General features: G+C 74.1%; 14 protein-coding genes. 4 read left to right on the top strand and 10 right to left on the bottom strand.

Annotation, left to right across the window (positions count from 1 at the left end):
- Window positions 1–83 precede the first annotated feature (83 nt).
- Window positions 84–1514 (top strand): aspartate aminotransferase family protein, encoded by a 1431-nt coding sequence (locus tag AB0F89_RS21300; RefSeq protein WP_367127235.1) that lies wholly within the window; start codon window positions 84–86, stop codon window positions 1512–1514.
- An 11-nt stretch (window positions 1515–1525) separates the two neighbouring features.
- Here the strand turns inward: AB0F89_RS21300 and AB0F89_RS21295 are convergent, their stop codons facing one another.
- The 3 genes from AB0F89_RS21295 to AB0F89_RS21285 are packed head-to-tail and all read right to left on the bottom strand — an operon-like array spanning window position 1526 to window position 12657.
- Window positions 1526–1993: a hypothetical protein gene (locus AB0F89_RS21295; RefSeq protein WP_367127233.1), complete on the bottom strand. Its 468-nt coding sequence runs from the start codon at window positions 1991–1993 to the stop codon at window positions 1526–1528.
- Window positions 1987–8286 carry an RHS repeat domain-containing protein gene (locus AB0F89_RS21290; RefSeq protein ID WP_367127232.1) on the bottom strand — a complete coding sequence of 2100 codons (6300 nt, stop codon included), beginning with the start codon at window positions 8284–8286 and terminating at the stop codon, window positions 1987–1989. Before AB0F89_RS21290 ends, AB0F89_RS21295 begins: the two co-directional genes overlap by 7 nt.
- A 33-nt stretch (window positions 8287–8319) precedes the next feature.
- Window positions 8320–12657 carry a LamG-like jellyroll fold domain-containing protein gene (locus tag AB0F89_RS21285; RefSeq protein WP_367127231.1) on the bottom strand — a complete coding sequence of 1446 codons (4338 nt, stop codon included), beginning with the start codon at window positions 12655–12657 and terminating at the stop codon, window positions 8320–8322.
- Between the two features lie 334 nt (window positions 12658–12991).
- On the opposite strand from AB0F89_RS21285, the gene AB0F89_RS21280 reads away from it, so the two are divergent.
- Window positions 12992–13939: a P1 family peptidase gene (locus AB0F89_RS21280; protein ID WP_367127229.1), complete on the top strand. Its 948-nt coding sequence runs from the start codon at window positions 12992–12994 to the stop codon at window positions 13937–13939.
- A 14-nt stretch (window positions 13940–13953) separates the two neighbouring features.
- On the opposite strand, the gene AB0F89_RS21275 is transcribed toward AB0F89_RS21280, so the two are convergent.
- The 3 genes from AB0F89_RS21275 to AB0F89_RS21265 form a co-directional block, all read right to left on the bottom strand.
- Window positions 13954–17214 (bottom strand): hypothetical protein, encoded by a 3261-nt coding sequence (locus tag AB0F89_RS21275; protein ID WP_367127228.1) that lies wholly within the window; start codon window positions 17212–17214, stop codon window positions 13954–13956.
- Between the two features lie 112 nt (window positions 17215–17326).
- Complete coding sequence (locus AB0F89_RS21270; RefSeq protein WP_367127227.1) at window positions 17327–18652, bottom strand: GGDEF domain-containing protein; 1326 nt, start codon at window positions 18650–18652, stop codon at window positions 17327–17329.
- Between the two features lie 368 nt (window positions 18653–19020).
- Window positions 19021–20217 (bottom strand): MFS transporter, encoded by a 1197-nt coding sequence (locus tag AB0F89_RS21265; RefSeq protein WP_367127226.1) that lies wholly within the window; start codon window positions 20215–20217, stop codon window positions 19021–19023.
- 25 nt (window positions 20218–20242) lie between these two features.
- On the opposite strand from AB0F89_RS21265, the gene AB0F89_RS21260 reads away from it, so the two are divergent.
- Window positions 20243–21259: an RNA polymerase subunit sigma-70 gene (locus tag AB0F89_RS21260; RefSeq protein WP_367127224.1), complete on the top strand. Its 1017-nt coding sequence runs from the start codon at window positions 20243–20245 to the stop codon at window positions 21257–21259.
- Between the two features lie 10 nt (window positions 21260–21269).
- On the opposite strand, the gene AB0F89_RS21255 is transcribed toward AB0F89_RS21260, so the two are convergent.
- Window positions 21270–21896 carry a DJ-1/PfpI family protein gene (locus AB0F89_RS21255; protein ID WP_367127223.1) on the bottom strand — a complete coding sequence of 209 codons (627 nt, stop codon included), beginning with the start codon at window positions 21894–21896 and terminating at the stop codon, window positions 21270–21272.
- Window positions 21897–21910: 14 nt separating this feature from the next.
- Window positions 21911–22981, bottom strand: coding sequence for a GlxA family transcriptional regulator (locus AB0F89_RS21250; protein ID WP_367127221.1), 1071 nt, complete (start codon window positions 22979–22981; stop codon window positions 21911–21913).
- 123 nt (window positions 22982–23104) lie between these two features.
- On the opposite strand from AB0F89_RS21250, the gene AB0F89_RS21245 reads away from it, so the two are divergent.
- Complete coding sequence (locus AB0F89_RS21245; RefSeq protein ID WP_367127220.1) at window positions 23105–23851, top strand: aminotransferase class IV; 747 nt, start codon at window positions 23105–23107, stop codon at window positions 23849–23851.
- Here the strand turns inward: AB0F89_RS21245 and AB0F89_RS21240 are convergent, their stop codons facing one another.
- Window positions 23852–24301, bottom strand: a complete 450-nt coding sequence (locus tag AB0F89_RS21240) for an Lrp/AsnC family transcriptional regulator (protein WP_184688005.1) — start codon at window positions 24299–24301, stop codon at window positions 23852–23854. It abuts the gene before it with no gap.
- On the bottom strand, window positions 24298–25425 hold the full coding sequence (locus tag AB0F89_RS21235) for a M24 family metallopeptidase (protein ID WP_367127219.1): 1128 nt from the start codon (window positions 25423–25425) through the stop codon (window positions 24298–24300). The genes AB0F89_RS21240 and AB0F89_RS21235 overlap by 4 nt, the downstream gene beginning before the upstream one ends.
- Window positions 25426–25490 lie beyond the last annotated feature (65 nt).

The following is a 25490-nucleotide window of genomic DNA, read 5'->3' as shown; positions in this document are numbered from 1 at the left end:
GGCGCGCGGGGCAGCCGCTCGGACGCCGCCGACCGCGGCCCCGGAGCTGTCCCCGCGTCGTCATCAGCGCCTACCCTGCCAAGATGGGTGACCCGCTGAACGCGAGAGAGGACGCCGCCGAGGCGTTGGGCATGGTCGCGCGCGCCGCGGGGCCCTACCTCGACGCGCTGCCGCACCTGCCGGTGCGCGACGCCACGCACGCCCACCTGCTCGACGACCTGGACGGCCCGCTGCCGGAGTCCGGCGACGGCACCGTCGCCGCCATCGCGGACCTGCTGCGGATCGGCACCCGGGCGGCCACGCACTCGTCCGGGCCGCGGTTCTTCCACTTCGTGGTCGGCGGCGCGACACCGGCCGCGCAGGCGGCGGACTGGGTGACGTCGCTGCTGGACCAGGCGGGCGGGCTGTGGCTGGCCTCGCCGTTCGCCGCGCGGGCCGAGACGGTGGTCCTGCGGTGGTTGAAGGAGCTGTTCGGCCTGCCCCCGTCGTACGGCGGCGTGCTCACGCCGAGCGCGACGATGGCGAACCTGACCGGGCTGGCGTGCGCGCGGCACTGGTGGGCGGGGCGGCACGGGGTGGACGTGACGGCGGACGGCCTGGCCGGGCTGCCGCGGCTGCCGGTGTTCTCCAGCGGTTACGTGCACCCGAGCAGCCGCAAGGCGCTGCAGCTGCTCGGCCTGGGCCGGGACTCGGTGCGCGTGCTGGCCCGGGACGAGGCGGGCAGGCTGGACGTCGGGGCGCTGGACCGCGAGCTGGCGTCGTCCGGGCCCGCGGTGCTGATCGGCACCGCGGGCGAGGTCAACGGCGGCGACCACGACCCGCTCGACGAGCTGGCCGACCTGGCCGAGCGGCACGGGGCGTGGCTGCACGTGGACGGCGCGTTCGGGCTGTTCGCGGCGCTGTCGCCGCGCACGGCGGGGCTGGTGCGCGGCGTGGAGCGGGCCGACTCGGTGGCCGCGGACGGCCACAAGTGGCTGAACGTGCCGTACGAGAGCGGGATGGCGTTCGTGCGGGACCGGTCGGTGCTGGGGCGCGCGTTCGGCGGGTGGAACGCCCCGTACCTGCCGGAGCCGGACGACGAGTTCGTGAACTACAACAACCTGGGGCCGGAGTCGGCGCGGCGGGCGCGGGCGCTGCCGATCTGGGCGACGCTGCGGGCGTACGGGCGGGACGGCCACCGGGCGATGGTGGAGCGGCACCAGGACCTGGCGCTGCGCCTGGGCCGCCGGATCGCCGAGGCGCCGGACCTGGAGCTGCTGGCCCCGGTCACCCTGTTCGTCGTCTGCTTCCGCTTCCACCCGCCGGGCGTGCCCGCCGAAGACCTGGACGCCCTCAACCGCCGCCTCGGCGAGGAGCTGATCGAGGACGCCCGGGTCTACGCGGGCACCACCGTCTACCGCGGCGTGGTGGCCCTGCGGCCCGCCATCGTGAACTGGCGGACCACGGAGGAGGACGTCGACCTCCTGGCCTCCGTGGTCCGCGAGCTGGGCGCCCGCCTGCTCCGGGCGACCTGACTACCCCGCGGTCAGCACTGGGATTCCCGGAGGAATTCCCCGTACGACATGTTCTTCAGCTCGAACCGGACCTTGCCGTCGGCCAGGTCGCCGAGGGCGAACCCCGTGCCCGTGGTCATCCCCCCGTCGACGACCTGGACGAAGAACCGCTGGTCGGGTGGCGGCTCCTGCCACTCGACGGTTTCCCGAGCCCCCGGTGGGATCTCGCCGACGACGTACGTGCGCGCCATCGAGGGCGGGTCCAGGTCCAGCCGCCAGGCCACCGGGTCGTCGGCGTCCACGACGCGGTCGGCGTTCGGCATCAGGATCTCCACCCTGCTCACCCCCTCCACGTCGCACTCGGTCACCCAGATCTCGATGGCCCCGGAGTGGTCGAGCCGGACGGCGATCGGGGCGAACGGCGTCTGCGGCACGCACGCCGCCGAAGCCGCGCCGACGAGGGCGAGGCACAGCGCGGCGACGAGGTGCCTGGTCAGCACTCGTAACCGCCCTTCTCCGCATCCGCCATGACCTCGAACACGTTGCAGTCGCCCGTGATCGCCGCCGGGATCGCGGCCGCGGCGTAGAGCACCGGGAACCCTGGGATCAGCGCCCACTGCGTGGCGTGGTTCGCCTCGTGCTCGGCCAGTGGCGGGCCCACCTCCGTCTCGCCGGTGAGGAAGGTGTTCCCGATCGTCATCCCCGCGAGGACGCCATAACCGCTCTCCATGCCCGTGCAGTGCACCATCATGCCCTGCTCCATGCCGCACGAGCCACCGTTGAACTCGCCCCAGAGCACGGCTCCCCCGGTGAAGGGCGCGTTGGTCGCGAAGCGGCCCACGTGGAACCCGCGGCGGGCGAGGTCGGCCAGGTCGTCGAGGCTGGGCGTCATCGCCGTCGAGGTGGCCTCCTGCGACGCCTTCGCCAGGGTGAGCACCATGCTCACCTGCTGGCCGATGCTCATCGACTTCGACTTGCGGCACATCGAGTCCGCCGCGAACTCGTGGCAGTACGCCTGCTTGAACTGCTCGGCCGCCTGGGCCTTGTACGGCGTCTGCTGCAGCGTCCGCAGGCGGTTCAGCAGGTAGGGCTGCTTGTACTGCGGCGCGGCGGTCTGGTACTCCTCCGGGATCTCCTCGGGGTACGCAGGCGCCGCCGGGGTCGACGGGTTCGGGCCGCTCCGGTCGTAGCCCAGCCCGTTCTTGCCGTGCCGGCCGCACTCGCCGTCGGGGCACATCCACGTCGCCAGGCCGGTCGGGTCGCTCAGCGTCACCGGGTTGTTGTCGGCGTAGGCGTAGCCGTTCCACTGCTGCGGGTCGTCCAGGTCGAACACCGGGTCGACCGCGGTGAACCTGCCCAGCGCCGGGTCGTACTCGCGCGCGCCCAGGTGCACGGTGCCACCGGGGTCCCGCACGCCGTCGACGAACCCGTGCCGGTCCGGCCACCAGCCGGGCGGCGCGCCGCGGACCACGCCGAACGGGTCCTGGTAGCGCTTGGTGACCGCGAGGGTGCTCGCGTCCACGGAGCACATCGCGGTGCCCTGGTGGTCCTCGACCGTCCACGTCAGGACGCCCGCGGTGCGCCGGGCGACGTTCTTGCCGCCGTGGTCGTAGAAGCGGGTGCCGGTGGCCGTGGTGGAGCCGGTCGGGACGAACAGCTCCAGGTCGACGGCGTACAGGGTGGTGCCCGCAGGCTCCTTCGAGATCAGCCTCTCGCCGTCGGCGTCGTAGAGGTGGGTGGTCTCCTTGCCGGTGGCCGTGTCCTCGTCGACGGCGACCCGGCCCTCCAGGTCGTGGTCGAGCTCGCGGCCGGGCCGGACCACGGTGCTACCCGCCTGGTTGTAGTCGTAGCTCGCCGAGGTCTGTCCGCCGCCGGGGTTCGTGGTGGTCGTGGAGGTGACGGCGTGCGGCCGGGGCTGGCCGGGGTCCGGGTAGGCCAGCTCGGTGACCGTGTCGCCGGCCGCGGCGTGCCGGACCTGCTTCTTCCGGTTGCCCGCCTGGTCGTACTCCCAGTCCGTCCAGTACGGCGCGGGCCCGCCGAGCCCGGCCACCGACGGCGCGACCGCGCAGTCGCCGGAGGTCGGGGTCCACGCCGCGGTCAGGCGGCGCAGGTGGTCGTGCTCGAAGCACTGGTTGTCGGGGATCGCCGGCGCGGTGTCGTCCACCTCGGTGATGTCGCCGACCTGGTTGTAGGTGTACGAGCGGTTGACCAGGAACTGGTCGGTGGTGGTGGCGCGCACCGCCAGGGTGGAGGTGAGGCGGGAGGTGAAGTCGTCGTAGGTGTGGGTGGTGGAGACCTGCTTGGGGTCGTTGGCGTCGGCGTAGTTCGTGCGCAGCACCTGGCCGAACGCGTTGTAGGTGGTCAGCGAGACCAGCTTGGTGCCGCCGTTGCCGTCGGCCGCGAACGACTCGGTCGGCTTGCCCAGCGCGTCGTAGGAGTGGTAGATCGTCTCCGCCGGCAGGCCGCCCACGCCGGGCGAGCTGACCGTGGCGACGGCTCCGGTGTTGGGGTCGTAGGTGATGGGGAACGAGTGCGAGCCGCCGATGCCGGTCTCGCTGGTGGGGATCACCAGGGTGGTGCCGGTCGACCGGCCCGCCGCGTCGTAGCCGGAGACGGCGCGCACGTAGGCCTTGCCGCCCGAGAAGCGCACCGAACTCGTCTGCCTGCCCTTGAGGAGGGTGTCGTACACCCAGCTCGCGAGCCTGGCGCCCGTCGTGGTGGTGTTGAACATGCCGGTCCGGCGACCCAGCGCGTCATAGCTGTACGCGAGGGTCTTGCCGCGGGCGTCCGTGGTGGTCAGCACCTGGCCGACGGCGTCGTAGGTGGTCGAGCTGGCACCCGAGTCCGGGTCGGTCTGCGCCACCTTGCGGCCCATGAGGTCGTAGTCGTGGGTCCAGGTGTTGGCGCCGGTGCCGTCCGTGACCGTGTGCAGCAGGCCCGACCGGTGGTAGGTGTAGGTGGTGGTGACGGCGGGGTCGGTCGGCGCGGTGTGCGCCCGGTCCTCGAACTGCTGGGTCAGCACCTTCTGGCCGAGCCCGTTGGTGACGACCGCCGACGCGGTGCCGCCCAGCGGCGGGACCGTGGTGACGCGGTCGCCGTCGTACGCGGTGGTGGTCCGCCACTGCTCGGCGCCGTCGCGCAGCGACAGCACGTCCGTCGCGCGCCCGGCCGAGTCGTAGCGCGTCTCGGTGGTGTTGGGCACCGCGTTGTCCTGCACGACGAGCAGCGACGGCGCGGGCGCGGCGCTGTTCCAGTAGGACGCGTGGGTCTTCCAGACCCGGCCCTGGCTGTCGTGCAGGGTGTCCGCGACGACCCGCCCGCCCTCCGCGTACGAGGTGGGCTCCTGCGTCTGCACCGTCCGGCCGAGGCCGTCGACCAGCGCGTAGGTGGTGGCGTACTGGCCGGAGGCCAGCAACCGCTTGGACGCCGTGACGCTCGGCGAGGAGGTGTTCACGGTGTACTCGAACTTCAGGTCGGGTTGCGCGTTCGCGGCCTTGTCGTGACCGGGCCGCCAGACCGCGGTGATCCGGCCGAGCGGGTCGTGGGCGATGTCGGTCCGCAGCCCGCTCCGGTCGACCTTGCCGGTGACCAGGCCGGAGGCGGGGTCGAGTTCTTCGGACGAGGTCAGCGCGGTGGGCGTGTTGGCGATGTTCACCTTGGGCGTGGTGGTGACGACCTTGGTGACCGGGCTGCCCGTGGCGGGGGTGTAGGTGGTGGTCGTGGTCCGGTCGAGCGCGTCGGTCCTGGTCAGCACCCGGCCGTAGACGGTGTCGTACGTGGTCTTGGTCGTCGGCGCCTGGAAGACCTCCGCGCCGCCGGCGGGCCACTGGGAGAGGGTGTGCGCCTCGGTCACGTCGCCGCGGGTCGGCGCCGCCCCGAACGCCTGGCCGTCGTAGAGCGACCGCACGTCGGAGATGATGTTGGCGCTGGTCGCGGTGTTGGTCTCGGAGCACGGCCCGGAGACCTTCTGCACGGCCTTCGGGTAGTTCAGCAGCCACGTGCCGGTGTTCTGCGCGTAGGTGGTGCGGACGCACGTGGTCTGGTCCGGGTCGTCGATGTCGCCTTCGGTCTGCACCGAGGTCACCAGGCCGTGGCCGTCGTACGAGGTGGTCGTGCGCGAGGTGCGCCACTCGTTCGACGCCGCGAGCCGCACCCGCGTCCGGGTGGCCCCGGTGGCGGTGTGGAAGGACTGGACGCCGTGCAGGTCGGTGGCCGTCGCGGCCGAGGACCACGGGTCGTCCACCACCGACTTGATCACCTGGTTGCCCAGGTGGGTCAACGTCTCCCGGGTGACGCCCGCGAACTGCTTGCCGTCGACGACGCTCTCGCCCAGCGAGTTTCCGACCGACACGGACCGGGTGCCGCCGCCGGGCGCGACGTCGCCGTCCATGCCGCGCAGGTACAGCTTCTCGGTGACGGTGCGCGGCCCGGACGGGTCGTCGGGGTTGCCGACCGTGGTCTTCACCCTGCCGTAGCCGCGCCACTGCGACCACGTCCGGTGCGCCGGTTCGGAGAAGAACTTCTCGTCGTAGTGCCAGGCGCCGCCGTCGAGGTAGTCGTAGTGGGTGCGGGTCTGCTTGCCCAGCGTCGTGCGGCCGTCGGCGTGCACGTCGGTGACGACGTACTTGTTGAACCAGTCGAGGACCGGGTCCGTCGCGCCGTTGGGCGTCCAGTGCACCGGGTAGCAGCGGGTCGTGTTCGTGCCGGGGTCCGGGGTGCCCGACTGGCAGTCCGGTCCGGTGTAGTCGATCGTGGTGACGCCGCCCAGCTCGCCGGTGATCGAGGTGATCCGGTAGCGCGACAGGCTGGTGTAGTCCTGGTGGGCGCGGGTGCGGTTGGTCTTGGCGGTGCCGCCGAACGTGGTGGCCGGCATGGCGGCCGACCCACCGGCGAGGCCGGTGCGGGTGATGCTCTCCAGCCACAGCGCGGGGTTGCCGCCGTCACCGGTGACGGGGAACGCGTGGTCGAGGTTCCAGCGGTCGGCGTCGAGCCAGCCGCCGGCGCCGTTGGCGACCTGCGTGGTGACGGTCGTGAGCTTCTTGCGGGTGAAGAAGGACGGCGACACGCTCTTGCACACCGCGCCGGGCGCGCAGATCAGGTCGGCGGGCACGTCGGGCCAGGACTTCGCGGTGGTGTCGTTCAACTGCGCCGGGTCGCACGTGACGCCGTTGCCGGGCACGCACCGCTCGGCGGTGTCGAACAGCACCCGCGCGGGGGCCTGGGCGTACGCGCCGCCCGCGTTGGTGTTCAGGCCGTACTCCATGCGCAGCAGATAGCCGCCACGCACGTACGACGTGCCCGCCGTGGTGACGTTGAGGTTGCGGCCGTAGGCGTTGGTCTCGGGCTGGTAGTAGTAGGACGCGATGTTGCCGTGCGGATCCACCACGTAGTCCAGGTTCCACCGCCACGCCTGCGTGCACCACGAGGCGGCGAACGTGGTCGCGTTGCACGGTTCCCCGCCGTGGTTGCCGAACACCGGCGCGGTGAACGTCGACTGGGTCTCCGGCTTGCCCTCGGTCCAGCCGGGCATCCGGTTGAGGCCGAAGAAGTACTGCGTGCCGTCGACCGCCGTGACCTTCCAGTGCTCGCCGTCGCGCGCGCCGTTGGTCGCGCCGTGCAGCCGCTCGACCCGGGAACCGTCGTCCTGGCGGGGCCGCCAGGTCTCGACGTTCGGGTTCGAGGTGTCCTTCACCAGCGTGTTGCTGCTGCCGCCCAACGACATGACCGCGTTGTCGGTGGCCCAGCACTGGTCGCCGGTCTTGGTCTGGCCGTTGTTGCCGCCGAGGTCCTTGGCGCACGACTTGTACTGCCGCTCGATGAACCCGCCGGCAGCGAGGGACCAGCCGTCGCCGATCCAGGACGCCTGGTTGTTCGTCGCCGACGTGGCGCCGTCCACGGCGCCCGACGAGTACGCGAGCTTCAGGCCGGGCGTGGCCCCGCCGAGGGCGGCGGGCAGCTTGAACGGGTAGCTGTAGGTGAAGTCGCCACCCGAGCCACCCGCCGTCCAGGTGCCGGTCGGCGACAGCGGCGTGGCGGTGTAGTCGCCCTCGCCGCTGTCGGCGTCGGCGGTCGCGGCCAGCACGGTCGCGCTCGTCGGTGAGGCCAACGCGACCTCGCCGACCAGGTGCTTGCCCTCCGAGTTCACGTGCTCGACCGGGGTGGCCTCGCGGCACCGCGGTTCGTCCGGTGTGGACAGCACGCAGTCCGGGTAGGAGACCAGGCGCAACCGCCGCCCGTAGTCGCCGCCGTAGGCCGCCGTGAACGCGGAGTAGTCCAGCCGGACCGACAGCGGTCCGGACACGTCGCCCGACACCGGGCTGATCCGGTACAGCGGCCCGGTGACGCCCGCCCGGTCGGCCCGCGCGGTGTCGACCAGCTCCACCTCGACCCGGCCGGACGACCGGCGGGCGGTGGGCGCGCCGTCAGGACCGCGGCCCGCCTTGCCGCGACCGCGGCCGATCTCCAGGCCGGTGGCCCCGGCGCCGACGGCGGCCGTGCGCGCCGTGGCGGCGGAGGCGGGGAGGTCGACCGCGGCCCGGCCCGGCTGCGGCAGCCGGACCTCGGGCGGCGCGGTCAGGGCCCGGTCGGCGGACTCGGCGCGCGGCGCGGGCCGGTGCCGGTCCTCGACGCCGGGGACCGACTCGGTCCGCTGGAGCCCGGGCAGGTCCCAGCCGAGGCCGTGCCAGCCCTCGTCGGGCGCGGCGACGGCGGGGGTGGCGGTGGCCGTGCCCATCAGGACGACGACCGCGAGCACGACGGACTTGGTGAGGGCGCTGGCTCTGCGTCTGGTCATGTTCTCAACCTGGGTGTGGGAGAAGTGGCCGGGTCAGTGGACGGTGCCGAACAGCGTGCCGGGGTCGTCGGCGGTGCGGTCGTCCTTGATCTGGTCGACCGTGCGCACGCCGGAGTGCACGCGCACGCCCGCGATGCCGCCGTGCCACAGGTCGGCGTTGCCGCCGTTCCAGAAGCCGCGGCCGAGGACCAGCGACCCGGTGGAGTCGTGGAAGCCGGTGATGTCCGCGCAGCCGGTCTGGTCGTCCTGCTTGACGCCGTTGACGAACAGGCACGCCCGGCCGGTCACGGTGTCGAACGTCGCCGCCAGGTGCGTCCACTCGCCGATCACGGCCGGCGCGTCGCTGCGCGCCGCGCGCAGGCAGTTGGCGACGGTCCGGTTGCAGGACACGGCGAAGGCCCACTGGCCCCCGGAGCCGGTCGTGGCCGGGCGGAAGCCGAGCATGAACGGGCTGTTCGTGGTGTCGTCCATGCTCACCGCGGTCCGGGTGCTGGTGTCGGTCGTGTCGTGCCTGACCCACGCCTCGACGGTGTAGGAGCGGTCGGGGCGGAAGTCGCGCGGCCGGGGCAGGGTGATCGCCGCGCCCGGCTGGCCCGTCAGCGCCGCGTTCGCCGCGCCGTCCTGCGCGACCAGCGACACCGCGCCGGTGGCGGCGCCGGTGACCGGGCCGGTCACGCTCCACACGCTGTCCACGTAGGACCGACCGGCGAGCGCGGCGACCTGGCTGGCGGTCAGCGCCTGCTGCCACACCTGCACCGAGTCGATCGAGCCCTTGAACTGGTGGACCATCCCGCCGAAGTCGTAGGCGCCGACGGTGACCGGTCCGGGCGCGTTCCACGGCGTGCCGGTGTACAGCCGCGACCCCATCAGCTCGCCGTCCACGTAGAGCTGCATGCGCTTGGACTCGTTGTTGTAGACGCCCGTCACCAGGGTCCAGACCCCGGCCGCGGTCACCGAGTTGCTCCGGTACGTCCACTGCGGGTGCGCGCCCACCTGGTCGGCGGGGGCGACGCCGAAGATCCAGGCTTGCACGTCCTGGGAGTAGCGGATGGCGAAGCCGGGCACGTTCTGGCCCGACTGGCCCACCACGGCGTAGTAGCCGTTGAGGTCGTCCAGCTTGACCCACGCGGACACCGAGAACGACTGCGAGGTGTTCACCGCGGGCCCGGTCGAGTGGCTGTAGCTGTCCGCCGCGCCGCTGTAGCGCAGGGCGCTGCCCGTCTTGCCGGGCACCCAGGACGCGCCGGTGGTGATGAGGTTGTTCTCGTACCCGGCGCCGTTGTTGCTGGAGTCCGCCGCGGTGCTGCCGGAGTTCTCGTCGAACTTCCAGTAGCCCTGGAGCGACTTCACCGGCGCGGGCACGTAGGTTCCGGCGTACTCGTCACCGGACGCGCCGGTGGCCAGCAGCTCGGTCGCGCCCTCGGCCAGGCCGAGGTTGGCGCGCGGCGCGGAGGCGGTGGCGAGGTCGTGCGCGTCCTTCGGCGACAGCACCCGCTGCCACGCCTGCACGTCGTCGACCTGGCCCGGGAAGTGGTCGGCCCGCACGCCGTCCCACTTGGCCGCGCCGATGACGAACGGCCCGTCGGCGTCCCACAGCGGGCTTCCCAGGGCCTGCGACCCGGCGGGCTTGCCGTCCACGTACAGCGACAGCTGGTCGCTGTTCTCGTCGTAGGTGCCGATCAGGTGGACCCACCGGTTGACCTTGGGCACGGCGGTGCCGTCGGCCGAGGTCACCCGGACCGGGTTGGTGGTGACGGCGTCGGAGGGCGTCGCGCTGAACGTCCACTTGCCCACGTCGGCCGAGTACTGCAGGTAGAAGCCGCTGACGCTGCCGCCGTCCTGGGACAGGACGGTGTGGTAGCCGGTGGTCTGCTGGAGGTAGGCCCAGGCGGCGACGCTGAACGACTTGTCGGTGTCGACCACCGGACCGGAGGTGGACAGGTAGCCGCCCGGCCGGATGTTGATCCCGCCCTTGACGCCGTCCTTGGCGCCGAAGGCGTCGGCCTGGGTCCAGGCGCTGCCCCGGCTGTACCCGACCGCCCAGCCCGCTTCGGTGAGCGTCGCCGGGTGCGGGGTCTGGCCCTCGTTGAGCACGGCGACGTTGTCCGCGGCCGTGGGGCCCGCCGCGTCGTCCAGCGCCCAGGCGCCCTTGAGCGCGTTCGCGGAGGTCAGCGGCAGCACGGTGTAGGCGCACGCGGTGTTGGGCGCGGTGCCGACGGTGGTCAGCGGCGCCGCGCAGGAGCCGTCCGGCCCCGGCGTGCCCGCCTTGTTCACCGCGCGGACCTTGAGCAGGTTCTGCTGCGGGTTGAGCGCGGTGGTCGACAGGCTCGCCTTGGCCAGGAGCTGGCCGGTGCCGGTGTCGCTGGTCGCGGGCACGCTCAGCGAGCCCTGGGTCGACGGCTCGCTGCCGTCGGTGGTGTAGACGAACCGGTCGATGTCGAACAGGCCGGCGGTGGCCATGGGGACGCTGATGTCGAACGTCGCCGTGCCGCCCTGGTTCGCCGGGATGCTCTGGGCTTGCACGGTCGGCGCGAGCGGCACCGCGGTGTTGACGTAGAACTCGCAGTCCCAGTCCCACCGGGGCGAGGACAGCGCGCCGTCCGACACCCGCATCGCCCACTTGTAGATGCCGTCGGTGGTGATCCACCCCTGGGGCACCTGCACCTGGGCGAGCGCGCCCTGACCCGGCCCGGCCGTGCCGACCCAGGGCTGCGAGCCGTTGTTGTCGTGGTAGGTGTTCGGCACGTCCGCGCCGTACGGGCCGCCGCTGGTGGCGACCAGCACGTTGAGGCTGCCGCCGTCCGGGTCGGACACCCACGCCTGGAGCTGCGGCGTGCGGGTGAACACGTACGGCCGGTTCGCGCCCTTCACGCACGGCACCGTGCCGTTCTGCATGGCGTGGTTGGTCGGGTCGTTGGGAGTGGAGTTGTAGTGCACTTCGAGGTACGGGTTGAGCCCGAACCGCCGCCACGAGTAGGTGGTGTTCTCCTGCTCGCCCTTGAGCAGGAACGTGGTGAGGCCCCAGCCGCCGGCCGCCGCCGCCCGCGCCGCCGCGGTCGCGCCGAACTGCATCGGCACGTTGGCCGCCTGGGACTGGTTGACCGTGTTGACCGACGACAGGTGCGACGACGACGTGCCGGGCACCGGTCCGCCGCCGGGCTGGTTGTCCCAGGTGGTGTTGGCGTCGACCCAGCCCGCGAGGTGCAGCTCGGTCGGCTTGGCCTGCGCGCTGCCCCACCACGAGTACAGCAGCGTGGTGTTCAGCGTCGCCCAGTCGACCGTCTTGCCGATGATGGCGCTGGTGTTCATCTGCAGGTAGGTGCGGGAGATCCCGGAGGAGTCCGAAGTCTGGTAGCCCGCCTTGAGGTCGCTGAGCGAGCCGGTGGTCGCGTCGAAGTTCTTGGCCGTGCGGTAGCCGGACTGCACCACGACGTGGTGGGCCTTGCCGCACGAGGTGCACGAGTAGTCGGGGTCGAGGTAGACCGGGTAGCGGGTGTCCGGGTGGGCCAGGAACTCCTGGTCGGGGATGATGCTGACGCTGCCGTCGGCCACCTCGGCGCCCATCTCCGCGCGTCGCGGCTCACGCCGCTCGTCGCCGCTGGAGTCCCACATCCGGGTCGCGTCGCCGGTGAACACCACCTCGCCCCCGGCGTCGACGACCTCCAGCCCGGGGTCGGTGGCCTTGGCCTTGCGCTCGACCGCGCGGACCCGGGAATTCTTGGTGTGCGAGCCGAACGTGATCTTGCGCAGGTCGGGGTTCTTCGCCGCCTGTGGCGTCTTGACCACCAGCACCTCGGAGAACCCGATCACGTCCGCGGTGACCTTGAGGTCGACGCCGGGCAGCACCTCTGGGTAGGTCGCGGTCGGGCCGTCCAGGACCGGCTCGGGCAGGTCGGCGTGCCAGCCCAGGCCGACCTCGGCGCCCTGGTGCGCCATCTTGACCAGCGGTCCGCGGTCCTTGGAGCCCTTGCCGCCGCCCGACAGGGTCAGCTCGACCACCGCGGCCCTCGGCGCCACGGTCCCGTCCGGCCGCCGCTCCAGCGTGGTGTCGGCGGCGGTCCACCCGCCGTCGCGGCGCACGCGCACCGGGCGCTCGTGCTGGCGCCAGGTGAACGCGCCGTCCGGGGTCGCCCAGAACTCGTCGACCTCGGTGGTCTTCCCGGTGATCCGCACCGGCCGGCCGAGCCGCTTGGCCAGCGCCTGGGCCGAGACCTCGTCCACCGCCTCGTCCACCACCGGCGCCGGGGCGGGCGCGGGAGCGGCCCGCGCGACCGGCTGCACGACGGCGAACGCGACGAGCGAGGCGGCCAGCGCGGCCACGAGTCCGCTGCCGCGCGATCTGTTCCCGCGCATGCCGAAGAACGACGTCATCTGGGTACCCCCCGGACCGGGCAACCGGGCGAGGGCTGCCGACACGATGCGAACGGGGCAGAACAATGCCTCACGACGCGGCGGCGCTCACTCGCCCGAACGGCCCAATCACCCCGGGTTGAACCGTTCGGAGCAGTCCGGTGTGGACGGACGGCCGCCCTTCCCGACCCGCGCACCGGGTTTGACCAGGCACTTTGTCGCAGGCCCCCGATTCCGGCCGCGGCGGGCCGCTGTCCCGCCGCAGGACCGGTCGTGATGGATTCGAGACTTCGTCACATTCACCGACCGCCCGCGCCGCGGGCCCGGAGCCGGTCCCGGCCCTAGCATCGACGGCGTGCGGAACTCGATCACCGACGTGCCCGGCGTGCTGGCGGGACACGCCACGCGCGTCGGCGGCGGCGCGCTGACCGGCGTCACGGCCGTGCTGCTGCCGACCGGCTCACTGTCCACTGTGGACGTTCGCGGCGGCGCCCCGGCGACCCGCGACACCGCCGCGCTCGACCCGCGCCACGGCGGCCGGGCGGTGCGCGGAATCGTGCTGGCGGGTGGGAGCGCGTACGGGTTGGCGGCGGCCGAGGGCGCGGCGCGGGAGCTGGGGTCGTTCGTGCCCGCCGCCGCGTTGTTCGACCTGGGTCGGGGCGGTGACTTCCACGCCCGTCCCGGGCCGGACGACGGCGCGGCGGCGGTGCGGGCCGCCGGGGTCGAGGTCGCCCAGGGCAACGTCGGCGCGGGCACGGGCGCGCTCAACGCCACGCTGAAGGGCGGTCTGGGCACCGCGAGCGCGGAGCTGCCGGGCGGTGTGGTCGTCGGCGCGATCGCCGCCCTGAACGCGGTCGGCCCGTCGGTGGACCTCGACACCGGCCTGCCGTTCGCCGCGCACCTCGGCCTGCCCGGCGAGTTCCCGGCCTACCGGGGCGACGACCTGGCCGCCGCGCGCGCCGCCGCGATGACGCCGGTCCGGCCGTTCAACACCGTCATCGGCGTGGTCGTCACCAACGCCCGCCTGCCCCGGCTGTTCGCGCTGGCCGAGGCCGCCCAGGACGGCCTGGCGATCGCCGTCCGCCCGGCGCACGGCCTGACCGACGGGGACACGGTGTTCGCCTCCTCGACCGGCGCCCGCGACGCGGACGCGGGACCGGTGCTCGCCGCCGCCCGCGCGGTCTTCGCCCGCGCGCTGGTGCACGGCCTGCTGCGCGCCGAGTCCGTCACCACGCCGCAGGGCCACTTCCCCGCCTACCGCGAGCTGTACCCCCGCACGGCCGCCGCGTACGGCGGAGCCTGACCCCCGGGCCGCGCTCAGTGCACCCCGGGGCGGGACCGGCCGGTCCCGGGTTCGCGGGCGCGCTCGGCGTAGGGCAGGGACACGTAGCCGACCAGGTCGAGCACGCCGCCGCTGGTGCGGTCCAGCTCGCGGGCGAACGCGAGGATGTGCGCGTCGGCGCGGTCCATCAGCCACGCCAGCAGCACGACCACCACGTCGGCGAGCAGGCCGACCTGGAACGGCATCTCCGCCCGGTTGCCCGCGGTCACGGCGCTGGCGAAGTCGGTCATGCCGCGCTCGGTCAGCGGCAGCGGCCCGGTCTCGATCGCCCGCTTCATCGAGTCCACGACCAGCGGCAGCACCGACGCCCACACCTCGCGCGGCGCGACCTCGCAGATCAGGCCGCCGCACAGGGCCGCGGTCCACAGCGCCTCCGGGTCGCGCGCCCGGACCGCGCCGACGGCCAGGTGCGGCAGCAGCTCGGCGCCGCGCTCCCACGCGCCGGTGGCGACCAGCTTCTCCACCGCGTGCCGGTAGTGCCCCAGCGCCTGGCCGTGCTCGCCGCGCGCGGTCAGCACGCCGCCCAGGTCGTCGTGGAACGACGCCACCTCGGCCGCCGCGCCCAGCTGCTCTGCGCGGGCCAGCCCGACGGCGGCGTAGTGCTGCGCGGTCTCCAGGTCGCCCCGGTCGCGGTGGCACGCGCCGAGCCGGCGCAGCGCGGCCAGCTCCTGCCGGTCGTCGCCCTCGGCGCGGAACAGCTCGACCGCGCGCGACCCGGCGTCGATCGCCGCGTCCAGCTCGCCGCGCTCGCGCCGCCGGTCGCACTCGGCGAGCTTGAACGCGGCCTGCCTGGCCCGGTCGCCCAGCTCCTCGGCCAGGTCGTGCCCCTCGACGGCGTGCCGGAGGGACGTCCCGCCGTCCGCGTCGCCGAGGTCGTGCAGGACGGTGACGGCTTCCAGCAGCCCCGCCCGGTCACCGCCGAGGCGGTGCTCGTCGTGCGCCAGCCGCGCCGCCTGGCCGGCTTCCTCGGTCCTGCCCTCGTGCATCAGCAGCCTCGCCATCCGCAGCAGGACGTCCGCCCGGTCGCGGCACGCGTCGCCCAAGCCCACACTCTTCTCGAAGTCCGCGACCGCGGCCCCGTATTCCCCGCGCCGCTCGAACCGCGCCCCGGTGAGCGCGAACCGGGTCGCCCAGCGCGGCTCCAGCTCCTCGTCGGGCAGGTCGAGGCCGGTCAGCAGCGCGTCGACCCGCTCGGCCAGCGCGGCGGCCCGCTCGTCGTCGTCGGTCAGCCGCAGCTCGGCCAGCAGCACGTCGGCGTAGGACGGGGTGCCGGTCGCGCCGCCCGCCTCGGCGACCTCGCGCAGCGCCGCCAGCTCCCGGCGCAGCACGGGCGCCCGCGGGTCGGCCCGGTCGCGCGCGGCGGCGGCCAGCAGCTCGCACCCGGTCAGCGCCGCCTCGGCGTCGGTGGTGGACCGGTCGCGCCACTCGTCCAGCCGGCCGTTGACCGTGCCCACGTACAGGTAGGACCGCTCGATGCCGCCGGGCGTGCCGGTGTTGACGATGGCGCGCGCGGCGGGCGCCTCCTCGGCGGTGAGCCGGCGCAGGACGGTGCGGGCGAACCCGGCGGCCAGGTTCGGCGGGATCGTCCACAGGGTGCCGATGTAGCCGCGGGCCCCGGCGCGGACGAACTCGCGGCCGAGCCCGGTCCACGAGCGGCACGAGTTGTTGAACACGATCGGCCGGTGCCGCAGGTCGACCGGGAGGTCGTCGTCGGGCAGCACGTCGTCGCCCAGCGCGATGGCGTCGTCGGCGTCGTGCCGGTTGAAGAACACCACCTCGACCGGCAGGTCCGCGGCCAGGTCGCGCAGCGCGTCGGCCGAGGCGTCCTCGTCGGCCAGCACGATCGGGTGGGTGTGGTGGCCGGGCGACGGGGTGGTCCGCGGCGGCTCCGGGAACGGGCCGGAGTCGAAGACCAGGCTGAACGCGGCGGGCTCGCGGGCGACGCCCGCCCGGTGCAGCTCGGTGAGCACCACCAGCGCCGGGTCGGCGACCACGTGCCCGATCGGCTTGCGCGCCCAGCTGACGTCGCCGGTGTGCACGAACGAGTAGGGCAGGCCGGTGGTGAACGCGGTCAGCCCGCGGTCGCCGACCTCCTCGACCGCCGCGACGGGCACCTGCGCGGTGACCACGGCCTCGACCGCCGCGAACGGGTCGTGCCCGCCGGTGGACAGGTACCGCCACAGCGCCTCGACGAACCCGATGCCCTTGACCGCGTCGCCGATCGCGCCGGCCGCCGCGGTGACCCGCTCCTGCTCCTCGGCCACCACCGCGCGCACCTCGGCCAGGTCGGGCGCGGGCGTGACGACGAGCCGGGCGCCGCGGTGGTGGGCGTAGACGGCGGCGACCAGGTCGTCCGCGCCGCCGGTGCGCTCGACCAGCACGGCCTCGTCGGCGTCGGCCGGGTTGTGCGCGGCGAACGGGACGGGTGGCGCGTCGTCGTCCACCCGCAGCGCCGCCCCGGTGCGCAGGGCGGTGAACAGGGCGGCGGCGAAGTCGGCGTCCGGCGCGACGTCGAGGGTGCGCTCGGGCTCGCCGCCGCGCAGCAGCTCCCACGCCTTGGCGGTCAGGCCGATCGGGTCGTCGCACGGCAGGTGCAGGTGTTCGGGCAGGTCGACGGCCGGGCCGACGCCGGCGCCCGGTTCGGCGAGGAGCACCGCGCGGCGCACGCCCACGGCGTCGAGCAGGTCCGCCACCAGCCGGTCGTGCCGGTGCGACGACCCGGTCGCGGGTCTCAGCGCGAGGACCGGCGTGACCCGGTCCGGCGGCAGGCACGACACCACGACCGCGGCCTCGCGCACCTGGTCCGGTCGGCACACCACGACCGTGTCGCCGACCTCGAACACCGGCTCGCTGGTCACCGCGACGGCCAGTTCCGACTCGCCCGCGGGCAGGTCGACGCGCACGCCGCCGTCGTCGAGCACGCACGGCGACGAGCCGGACACCAGCAGCGTCACCGAGCCCGGCAGCGAGAACACCACCCCGTCCGGGGTCTCGGCGGCGGGCGCGTCGACGGCGAGCCGCCAGCGGGCGGGCGACGGCAGGTCGAAGCGCTGCCGCAGCACCGCGCGCACGTGCCCGTCCCGGGTCTCGTCCACGACCAGGTCGCGGGCGCCCGCCTCGGCGGTCAGCTCCTCACCGGCCTCGACCGGTGGTTTGCGGTGCACGTCGAGCAGGACGGCGCGCAGCAGCCCCGCTTCGAAGCGGAAGCGGATTCCGTGCGGGGCACCGAGGTCCACGGGCGTCACGACCCTTGCAAGCGAGGCGAGTCCACCGTGTCGGGGGTGGCGGGCAGAAACTACGCCACCGACGGCCCGACCTGGGGGAAATCCGCCCGGGTAGTCGTGCTCGTTACACGCCGGGCCGCTCGGACCGGGCGGCGGGCGTCCACGGGGCGCGACGCCGGCCGCCCGCGGCCTGCACCTGGTCCCGGCCGAGCCGCTTGGCCTCGTACAGCGCCGCGTCGGCGGCGGCGAGCAGCCCCTCCACGGTGTCCTCGGCGACCTCCGGCCACACCGCGACGCCGACGCTGACGGTGAGGCCCGCCACCACGCGGCCGTCGCCGACGTCCACGAGCACCCGGTGCACCTCCGAGCGCACCCGCTCGGCGATCGCCACCGCCTCCTCGTGCTCGACGCCGGGCAGCAGCACGGCGAACTCCTCGCCGCCGAACCGGCCGACGGCGTCGCCGCGCCGGACCGCGCTCCCCAGCGCCGCCGCGATGCGCCGCAGCACCAGGTCGCCGGCCTGGTGGCCGTGGGTGTCGTTGACGTCCTTGAAGTGGTCGACGTCGATCATGAACAGGCCGACCCGCGCGCCGGGCGGCTGCTGCCGGGTGCGCCGCAGCTCCAGCTTCGCCTGCAGGTGCCACGCCTCGGCGTTGAGCAGGCCGGTCTTGGTGTCGGTGCGGGCGGCCAGCTCCAGCTGGTGGATGAGCACGGTGCGGTGCAGGGCGACGGCCGCGACGACCATCGGCAGCGCGAACCCGGGCCACCACGCCACCGCCAGGGCCACGAACCCGCCCATCGCGAGCTGACCGGCCTCCAGCAGGTTGTCCGCGCCGCTGCCGATCGAGTCGCGCACCGAGCGCGGCCGGACCGTCAGCAGGATCACCGCGGCCACCAGGGCGGTGTTGACCAGCCACTGCGCCGCGCCCGCGCCGACCACGCCGACGAGGTCGAGCGCGCCGCCGGGCTGCCCGGCCTGGAGGTGGGCGCGCAGGCCGGTGAGGCCCGCGACGGCGTTCGCGGCGAGCGTCGCCAGCACCATCATCGAGGTGGTGAACACGCACCGGTGCGGTGGGCGCGAGGCGTCCCAGCGGCCGACGACCCACCAGCGGTGCGCGTACATGAGGACGACGAGCGCCACGGCCAACGACGGCGGCAGCACGAGGGCGCCGGCCAGGATCCAGATGCTGCACAGGTCGACGTGCGGCAGGTGGCTGTGGTCGCGGCGGATGCGCTCGATCCAGCGGGAGCAGTGCAGGTGCAGCGCGGCGCACCCGAGCAGCACCGCGAACGTGGTCCACGAGCCGGGCGGCACCGGCCAGGCGGTGGTCGCGGCGATCGCGATCGCGGCCGAGAGATCCACCGACAGCACGTACACCAGGGCCTGCCCGGGCAGGGACCATAGTGACCAGCGTCGATCGCCCGACGACGTCGAACGCGCTCTGCCCATGGTTCCTCACGACCGTCTACCCCGGACCGTCATGGCGTCCGGACGGAGGGTCACAGTAGTGGTGACCTGTGCCGATGTCAGCCGCTACCGGGGTGACGCGACCCACTGGAGGTGATTGCGGTGCGCGACAAGATCTGGTGAACCCGCAGCTCAGGACCGCTCCACAGGAGACGGAGGTGTCGTCGTGCGCGACAAGATCTGGTGACCCCGCCCCCGCCCGCGTTCCCGCCGAGCACCACGTCGAGGGGAGGTGCGCCGCCATGCGCGACAAGATCTGGTGAAACAGCCACCACCCGGTGAAGACCCCACCGAGGCCACCACGCGGGCCGCGTCGAGCCCCGTCTCCCGCGGCCGGCGCGGCCATCCCCTCACCCCGCCGCCGACGGCGCCACCCGGGACCAGGCGGTGGTCGCGGTGAGGGCCAGGGCAGTGCCCGCGACACCCGCCACGGCGATGGCGGTGGTCGCGGAGCCCGTGGCGGACGCCAGCAGCCCCCCGGCGGCCACGCCGATGCCCTGCGCGGCGACCAGGCCGCTGCGCGCGAAGCCCAACGCCTGACCGCGCTGCTCGTCCGGCACCAGCCGGACGAACGTCGCGCCCGCCGTCACCTGGTACGCGCTGAACACCCCGCTCAACGCCAGCAGCGCCACCGCGCCCACCAGGTTCGGCGCGAACAGGTACCCGACCAGCGGCAACGCCGTCGCCACCGCCAGCAGGCCCAGCAGCCGCACCCGCAGCGACGCGGGCAGGAACCGCAGCAGCACCGTCCCCAGCACCATCCCGGCCGGGTCGGCGGCCAGCAGCAGCCCCACCCCGGCCGCACCGGCGCCGACCTCCGCCGAGAACGGCGCCGCCAGCCCCTCCGGCACGACGGTGAACAGCGCCAGCCACCCCAACCCGACCAGCAGCCGCAGCCGCCGGTCCCGCCACACCAGCGCCGCGCCCGCCCTGATCCGCACGCGCGCGGCCGGCACGGACGCCGGCGCGGGCCGCGCCCGCAGGCCGAACCGCAGCACCAGCGCCGACAGCGCGAACGTCACCGCGTCCGCCAGCAGCGCCCCGGACGTCCCCAGCCACGCCACCGCCAGACCACCGCCGACGAACCCCAGCAGCAGCCCCGCCTGGTGCGTGATCAGGTGCACCGACTGCCCGGCCTCGTACCGGTCGCCCAGCACGGTCGGCAGCAGCGCGCCCTGCGCGGCGGCGAACGGCGGCTCGGCGAGCTGCGCGACCACCAGCAACGCCGCCACCACCGGCAGCGGCACGCCCGGCACCGCCATCACGGCCAGCAGCACGGCCCGCACCGCGTCCGCGACCACCATCACGGTCCGCCGCGGGTAGCGGTCGGCGAGCCCGGTCAGCAGCACCCCGGAGACCAGCGCGGGCAGCATCGTCAGCGCGTAGGTCAACGCCGTCCACGCGGCCGACCCGGTCCGCTGGAACACCAGCACCGACAGCGCCACCCGGGCCAGCTGGTCGCCCACCGTCGACAGCGCCGCCGCCGACCACAGCACCCGGAACTCCGGCGCCGCGAACACCGCGCGGAACCCCGTGCCCCCGACCACCCGATCCCCCGATCAGCCGAGACCGATGAGTTTTCCGCGTCGGTCGAGTCCCACTTGTGCGACGTGCGACCGGCACGTCACCGTACAAGCCCGGAGGGTGACCATGAGCGAGGTCGCGCGGATGACGGTCGACTTCACGCAGGAGGCCGAACGGCACCGGCACGAGCTGCGGGTGCACTGCTACCGGCTGCTCGGCTCGTTCGACGAGGCCGAGGACCTGGTGCAGGAGACGTTCCTGAGGGCGTGGCGGGCCAGGGACACGTTCGCGGGGCGCTCGTCGTTCCGCGCGTGGCTGTACCGGATCGCCACGAACGCCTGCCTGGACGTGATCGGCCGCCGTCCCCCGCTCGCCACGACCGACGGGATGCCGGCGGCCGACGTGCCGTGGCTCCAGCCGTTCCCGGACGCCCTGCTGGACGCCGAACCGGACGCCGAGGTGGTGGCGCGGGAGACCATCGAGCTGGCGTTCCTGGCCGCGGTGCAGCACCTGCCCGCCAAGCAGCGGGCGGTGCTGGTGCTGCGGGACGTGCTGGGCTGGCGGGCGAGCGAGGCGGCGGAACTGCTGGACGACTCGGTGCCCGCGGTGAACAGCGCGCTGCAACGCGCCCGCGCCACCATGCGCAAGCACCTGCCGCCGCGGCGCGCCGACTGGTCGGGCGAGCCGAACCCGCGGGAGAAGGCGGTGGTCCGCAAGTTCGTGGAGGCCACCGAGCGCAGCGACATGGGGCTGATGGCCGCCGCGCTCAGCGAGGACGTCACCTGGACCATGCCGCCGCAGCCCGAGTGGCACCGCGGGCGGGACGTCGTGGTCGGCATCTGGGCGCCGGTCATGGTCGGCCCCGACGCGTTCGGCGAGTGGAAGGTCGTCGAGACCCGGGCCAACCGGCAGCCCGCCGTGGCGAACTACGTCCGCGAGCCCGGCCGCGAGCACTTCGAACCGGTGGCGCTGGACGTGCTGCGGGTCGAGGGCGACCGCATCGCCGAGGTGATCACCTTCCCGTCGGACCGGTTCCCGCTGTTCGGCCTGCCCACGGCGTTGTGACCGGCCGCCTTCACCGGCCCGCGAAGACGCCGCGGGCCAGGGCGACCAGCTCGTCGGGCACCTGCTCCGGCGACCCGGCCCGGTAGGGCGGCCGGGGGTCGTACTCGATGAACAGCTGGGTGAGCCGGGCCCGCTCGTCGCCCCAGATCCGGCCGACGAGGGTGAGCGCCAGGTCGATCCCGGCGGACACCCCGGCGCCGGTGGCCACGTCCCCGTCGAACACCACCCGCTCGGTGCTGACGACCGCGCCGAGGGCGGCCAGCTCGTCGCGCAGCGCCCAGTGCGTGGTCGCGGTCCGGCCGTCGAGGATGCCCGCCTGCGCCAGCAACGTCGACCCGCTGCACACCGACGTCGTCCAGGTCGCCGTCGGGTGCACGGCGCGCAGCCAGTCGGCGACCACGCCGTCGGCCAGCACCTCCGCCCAGCCGGCGCCGCCGGGCACGACGACCACGTCGGCGCGGTCCAGCTCGGCGAACGTGGTCGTCGGCACGATCGTCAGCCCGGCGTCGGTGCGCACCGGGTCGGGTGACGCCGCCACCAGGTGCGCCGTCACCTCCGGCTGGTGCGCCAGCACGTCGTACGGGCCGGCCAGGTCCAGCGCGGTCAGCCGCGGGTAGAGCACGAAAGCGATGTCCATCCGGTCCCCCTCGTTCACGCCGCACCGGTGGTGCGGAACCTGTCGCGGTAACTGCCCGGCGGCACGCCGAGCACCCGCAGGAACGCGCGGCGCAGCGTCTCGGCCGAACCGAAACCGCACCGGCGGGCGACGACGTCCAAGCCCTCGTCGCCCGACTCCAGCGCCGACGCCGCCGCCTCCACCCGGGCCTGCTCCACGTGCCGGGCGGGCGACACGCCCACCCGGCGCGGGAACACCCGGGCGAAGTGCCGCGGGCTCATCGCGGCGCGGCGGGCCATCTCGTCGACGGTCCACCGGGCCGCCGGGTCGTCGGCGATCGCGTCCAGCACGGCCCGCAGCCCCGGCTCCCGCACCGGCGGGACCCTGGACCGCACGCTGAACTGCGACTGGCCGCCCGGCCGCTGCAGGAACACCACCATCCAGCGGGCCACCAGGCGGGCCAGCGCGGCGTCGTGGTCGCGCTCCACCAGGGCCAGCGCCAGGTCGATGCCCGCGGTGACACCGGCCGACGTGGCCAGCCGCCCGTCCCGCACGTAGATCGCGTCCGGGACGACGTCGACCGACGGGTGGTCGGCGGCGAGCCGACCGCAGTACGCCCAGTGCGTCGTCGCCCTCGCGCCGTCCAGCAAACCGGCCGCGGCCAGCACGAACGCGCCCGTGCAGACACCGGCGACCCGCCGTGCGCCGGCCGTGACGCGACGCAGGTGGTGCAGCAGCTCGGCATCGCGGGCCGCCTCGGCGAACGTGAAGCCGCCGACCACCAGGACCGTGTCCACCCCTCCGGACACCTCCCGCAGGTCCTCCGCCTCCATCCGCAGCCCACCGGTCACCTCGAACCCACCACCGACCGCCGCCAACCGCACCCGGTACCCGAGCGCCCCACCACCCCGACCCGACTCACCGCTCCCGACCACCCGCCCGACCTCCGCCGCCCGCCCGACCTCCGCCGCCCGCCCGACCTCCGCCGCCCGATTGGCCTCGACCACCCGGTTCGCCCCGGCGAACACGTCCGCCGGCCCGGCGATGTCGGTCAGCGCCGCACCGTCGTACCCGACCACCAGCACCTCGCGCTCCACACCGTCCACCCTCCCCACCACCCCGGCCGGCGGCAACGACCCGCAACCCTCGATTCCCGCCACGCTCCCGATTCCCGCCACGCTCCCGGTTCCCGCCACGCTCCCGGTTCCCGCCGCGCTACGGTCCCGTCCGTGCTGAGAATCGAGGTCGACGGCGAGCCCGCGACGGCCGACCACTGCGCGCCCGGCCTGCTGGCCAACTACGGCCACTTCACCGCCCTGCAGGTCCGCGACCGCCGCGTGCGGGGCCTGCACCGGCACCTGCACCGCCTGGACCAGGGCAACCGCGAGCTGTACGGCACGGGACTGGACGGCGACCACGTCCGCACCCTCGTCCACCACGCCCTGGGCGACCTCCGCGACGCGGCCGTGCGCGTCATCGTGTTCGGCGCCGACGCACCGTCCGTCATGGTGGTGGTGCGCCCGCCGCTCACTCCCCCGGCGGCACCGCAACGCCTGATGTCGGCGCCCTACACCCGCCCGCTGCCGCACGTAAAGCACCTCGGCGGTTTCGGTCAGCTCCACCACCGCACCCTCGCCCGCCGAGCGGGTCACGACGACGCGCTGCTCACCGCCGACGGCGTCGTGGTGGAGGGCTCGACCGCCAACATCGCGTTCCTCGACGGCGACGACGTGGTGTGGCCACAGGCCGACTGGCTGCACGGCGTCACCATGCAGCTCCTCGAACAAGTGATGCCCACCCGTCGGGAGGTCATTCGTTCGGCGGACGTCGGCCGCTACCGGGGCGCGTTCCTGACCAACTCGATCGGCGTGGTCGGCGTGTCCCGGATCGACCACGTCGAGTACGAGGTGGACGCCGCCGCGCTCGCCCGCGTCCAGGCCGCCTACGACGCCGTCCCCGCCGACCCGCTCGACTGATCAGACCGCGGGCGGCCGGTCCTCGTACGGCGTGGACAGCACCACCGTGGTGCGGGTGGACACGTTGGCGACCTCGCGGATCTGCCGCAGCAGCTCCTCCAGCGCCGTCGGCGACGCCACCCGCACCCGCAGCACGTACGAGGCGTCGCCCGCGACCGAGTAGCAGGCTTCGATCTGCGGCAGGTGCTCCAGCCGCTTCGGGTAGTCGTCCGGCGCGGCCGGGTCGATCGGGGTCAGGGAGATGAACGCGGTCAGCGGCAGGCCGACCTCGTCGCCGTCCAACCGCGCCGCGTACCCGCGGACCACGCCGCGCTGCTCCAACCGCCGCACCCGCTGGTGCACGGCCGACACGCTCAGCCCCACGCGTTCGGCGAGGTCGGTGAAGCTGCACCGGCCGTCGGCGGCCAGCTCGCGCAGGATCGCCCGGTCTATGGGCTCCAGGTTCGTCACGCGGGCAGCACCACCAGCTCGTGCGGACGGTTGTTGACGCTCTCCACGCCGTCGGCGGTCGCGATCACGATGTCCTCGATCCGCGCGCCCCACCGGCCGGGCAGGTAGATGCCGGGCTCCACGCTGAACGCCATGCCCGCCTCCAGCGGCAGGTCGTTGCCACCGACGATGTAGGGGTCCTCGTGCACGTCCAGCCCGATGCCGTGGCCCGTGCGGTGGACGAACCGCTCGCCGAACCCGGCGTCGGCGATGACGTCGCGCGCGGCCGCGTCGACCGCCTCGCACGTGACACCGGGCCGGACCGCCTCGACCGCCGCCTTCTGCGCCGCCTGCAGGACCGAGTACGTCTCCCACACGTCCGCGTCCCGCGGCTCACCGAGCACGTAGGTGCGGGTGGAGTCGGAGTTGTACCCCTCCGCCACCGGACCGCCGATGTCGACCACGACCACGTCACCGGCCTCGATCACCCGGTCGGACACGTCGTGGTGCGGCGACGCGCCGTTCGGCCCGGACCCGACGATCACGAAGTCCGCCACCACGTGCCCCTCGGCGACGATGGCAGCCGCGATGTCCGCCCCCACCTCGGCCTCGGTGCGCCCGACGCGAAGCCACTCCCCCATCCGCGCGTGCACCCGGTCGATCGCCGCGCCCGCCTTCCGCAACGCCGCCACCTCGGCCGCGTCCTTGCGCATGCGGAGCTCCCGCAACACCGGCCCGGCCAACACCTGGTCCGCCCCCACCACGTCCCGCAACCGCAACGTGTGCAGCGCGGGCATCATGTCCGAGACGGCGGTGCGCGTCCCCTTCAGCGCCTTCTTGACCAGCGCGTAGGGATCTTCCCCGTCGACCCAGGTGGCGACCTCCACGCCCAGCGCGTCGGTGGGCACGCCCGCGTACCCGGGCTCCTCCAACTTCGGCACCACCAGGACAGGCGTGCCACCGACCGGCAGCACGAGGCACGTCAACCGCTCGAACGACGACCCACCGGCCCCGAGGAGGTAGCGCAGATCCGAGCCGGGCGTGATGAGCAACGCCTCGACGCCAGCGATGGAAGCCGCAGCAGTGGCCCGGTCGAGGCGCGCGCGCAACGCGTCCACGTCGATAGGCCCGACTTGGGTCGACATGGGAAGAAGCCTAGTCGTGCCCACCCCGTCCCACGCCACACGCCGCTCCAACAGATCACGCGTCC

This window comes from Saccharothrix sp. HUAS TT1 (assembly GCF_040744945.1).
Lineage (GTDB): Bacteria > Actinomycetota > Actinomycetes > Mycobacteriales > Pseudonocardiaceae > Actinosynnema.
This window is presented reverse-complemented; position numbering and strand designations above follow the sequence as displayed.

Coding starts and splice junctions, on each gene's coding strand:
- AB0F89_RS21300 (WP_367127235.1), top strand. CDS start 84: ATGGGTGACCCGCTGAACGCGAGAGAGGACGCCGCCGAGGCGTTGGGC.
- AB0F89_RS21290 (WP_367127232.1), bottom strand. CDS start 8,286: ATGACCAGACGCAGAGCCAGCGCCCTCACCAAGTCCGTCGTGCTCGCG.
- AB0F89_RS21285 (WP_367127231.1), bottom strand. CDS start 12,657: ATGACGTCGTTCTTCGGCATGCGCGGGAACAGATCGCGCGGCAGCGGA.
- AB0F89_RS21270 (WP_367127227.1), bottom strand. CDS start 18,652: ATGGGCAGAGCGCGTTCGACGTCGTCGGGCGATCGACGCTGGTCACTA.
- AB0F89_RS21260 (WP_367127224.1), top strand. CDS start 20,243: ATGAGTTTTCCGCGTCGGTCGAGTCCCACTTGTGCGACGTGCGACCGG.
- AB0F89_RS21255 (WP_367127223.1), bottom strand. CDS start 21,896: ATGGACATCGCTTTCGTGCTCTACCCGCGGCTGACCGCGCTGGACCTG.
- AB0F89_RS21235 (WP_367127219.1), bottom strand. CDS start 25,425: ATGTCGACCCAAGTCGGGCCTATCGACGTGGACGCGTTGCGCGCGCGC.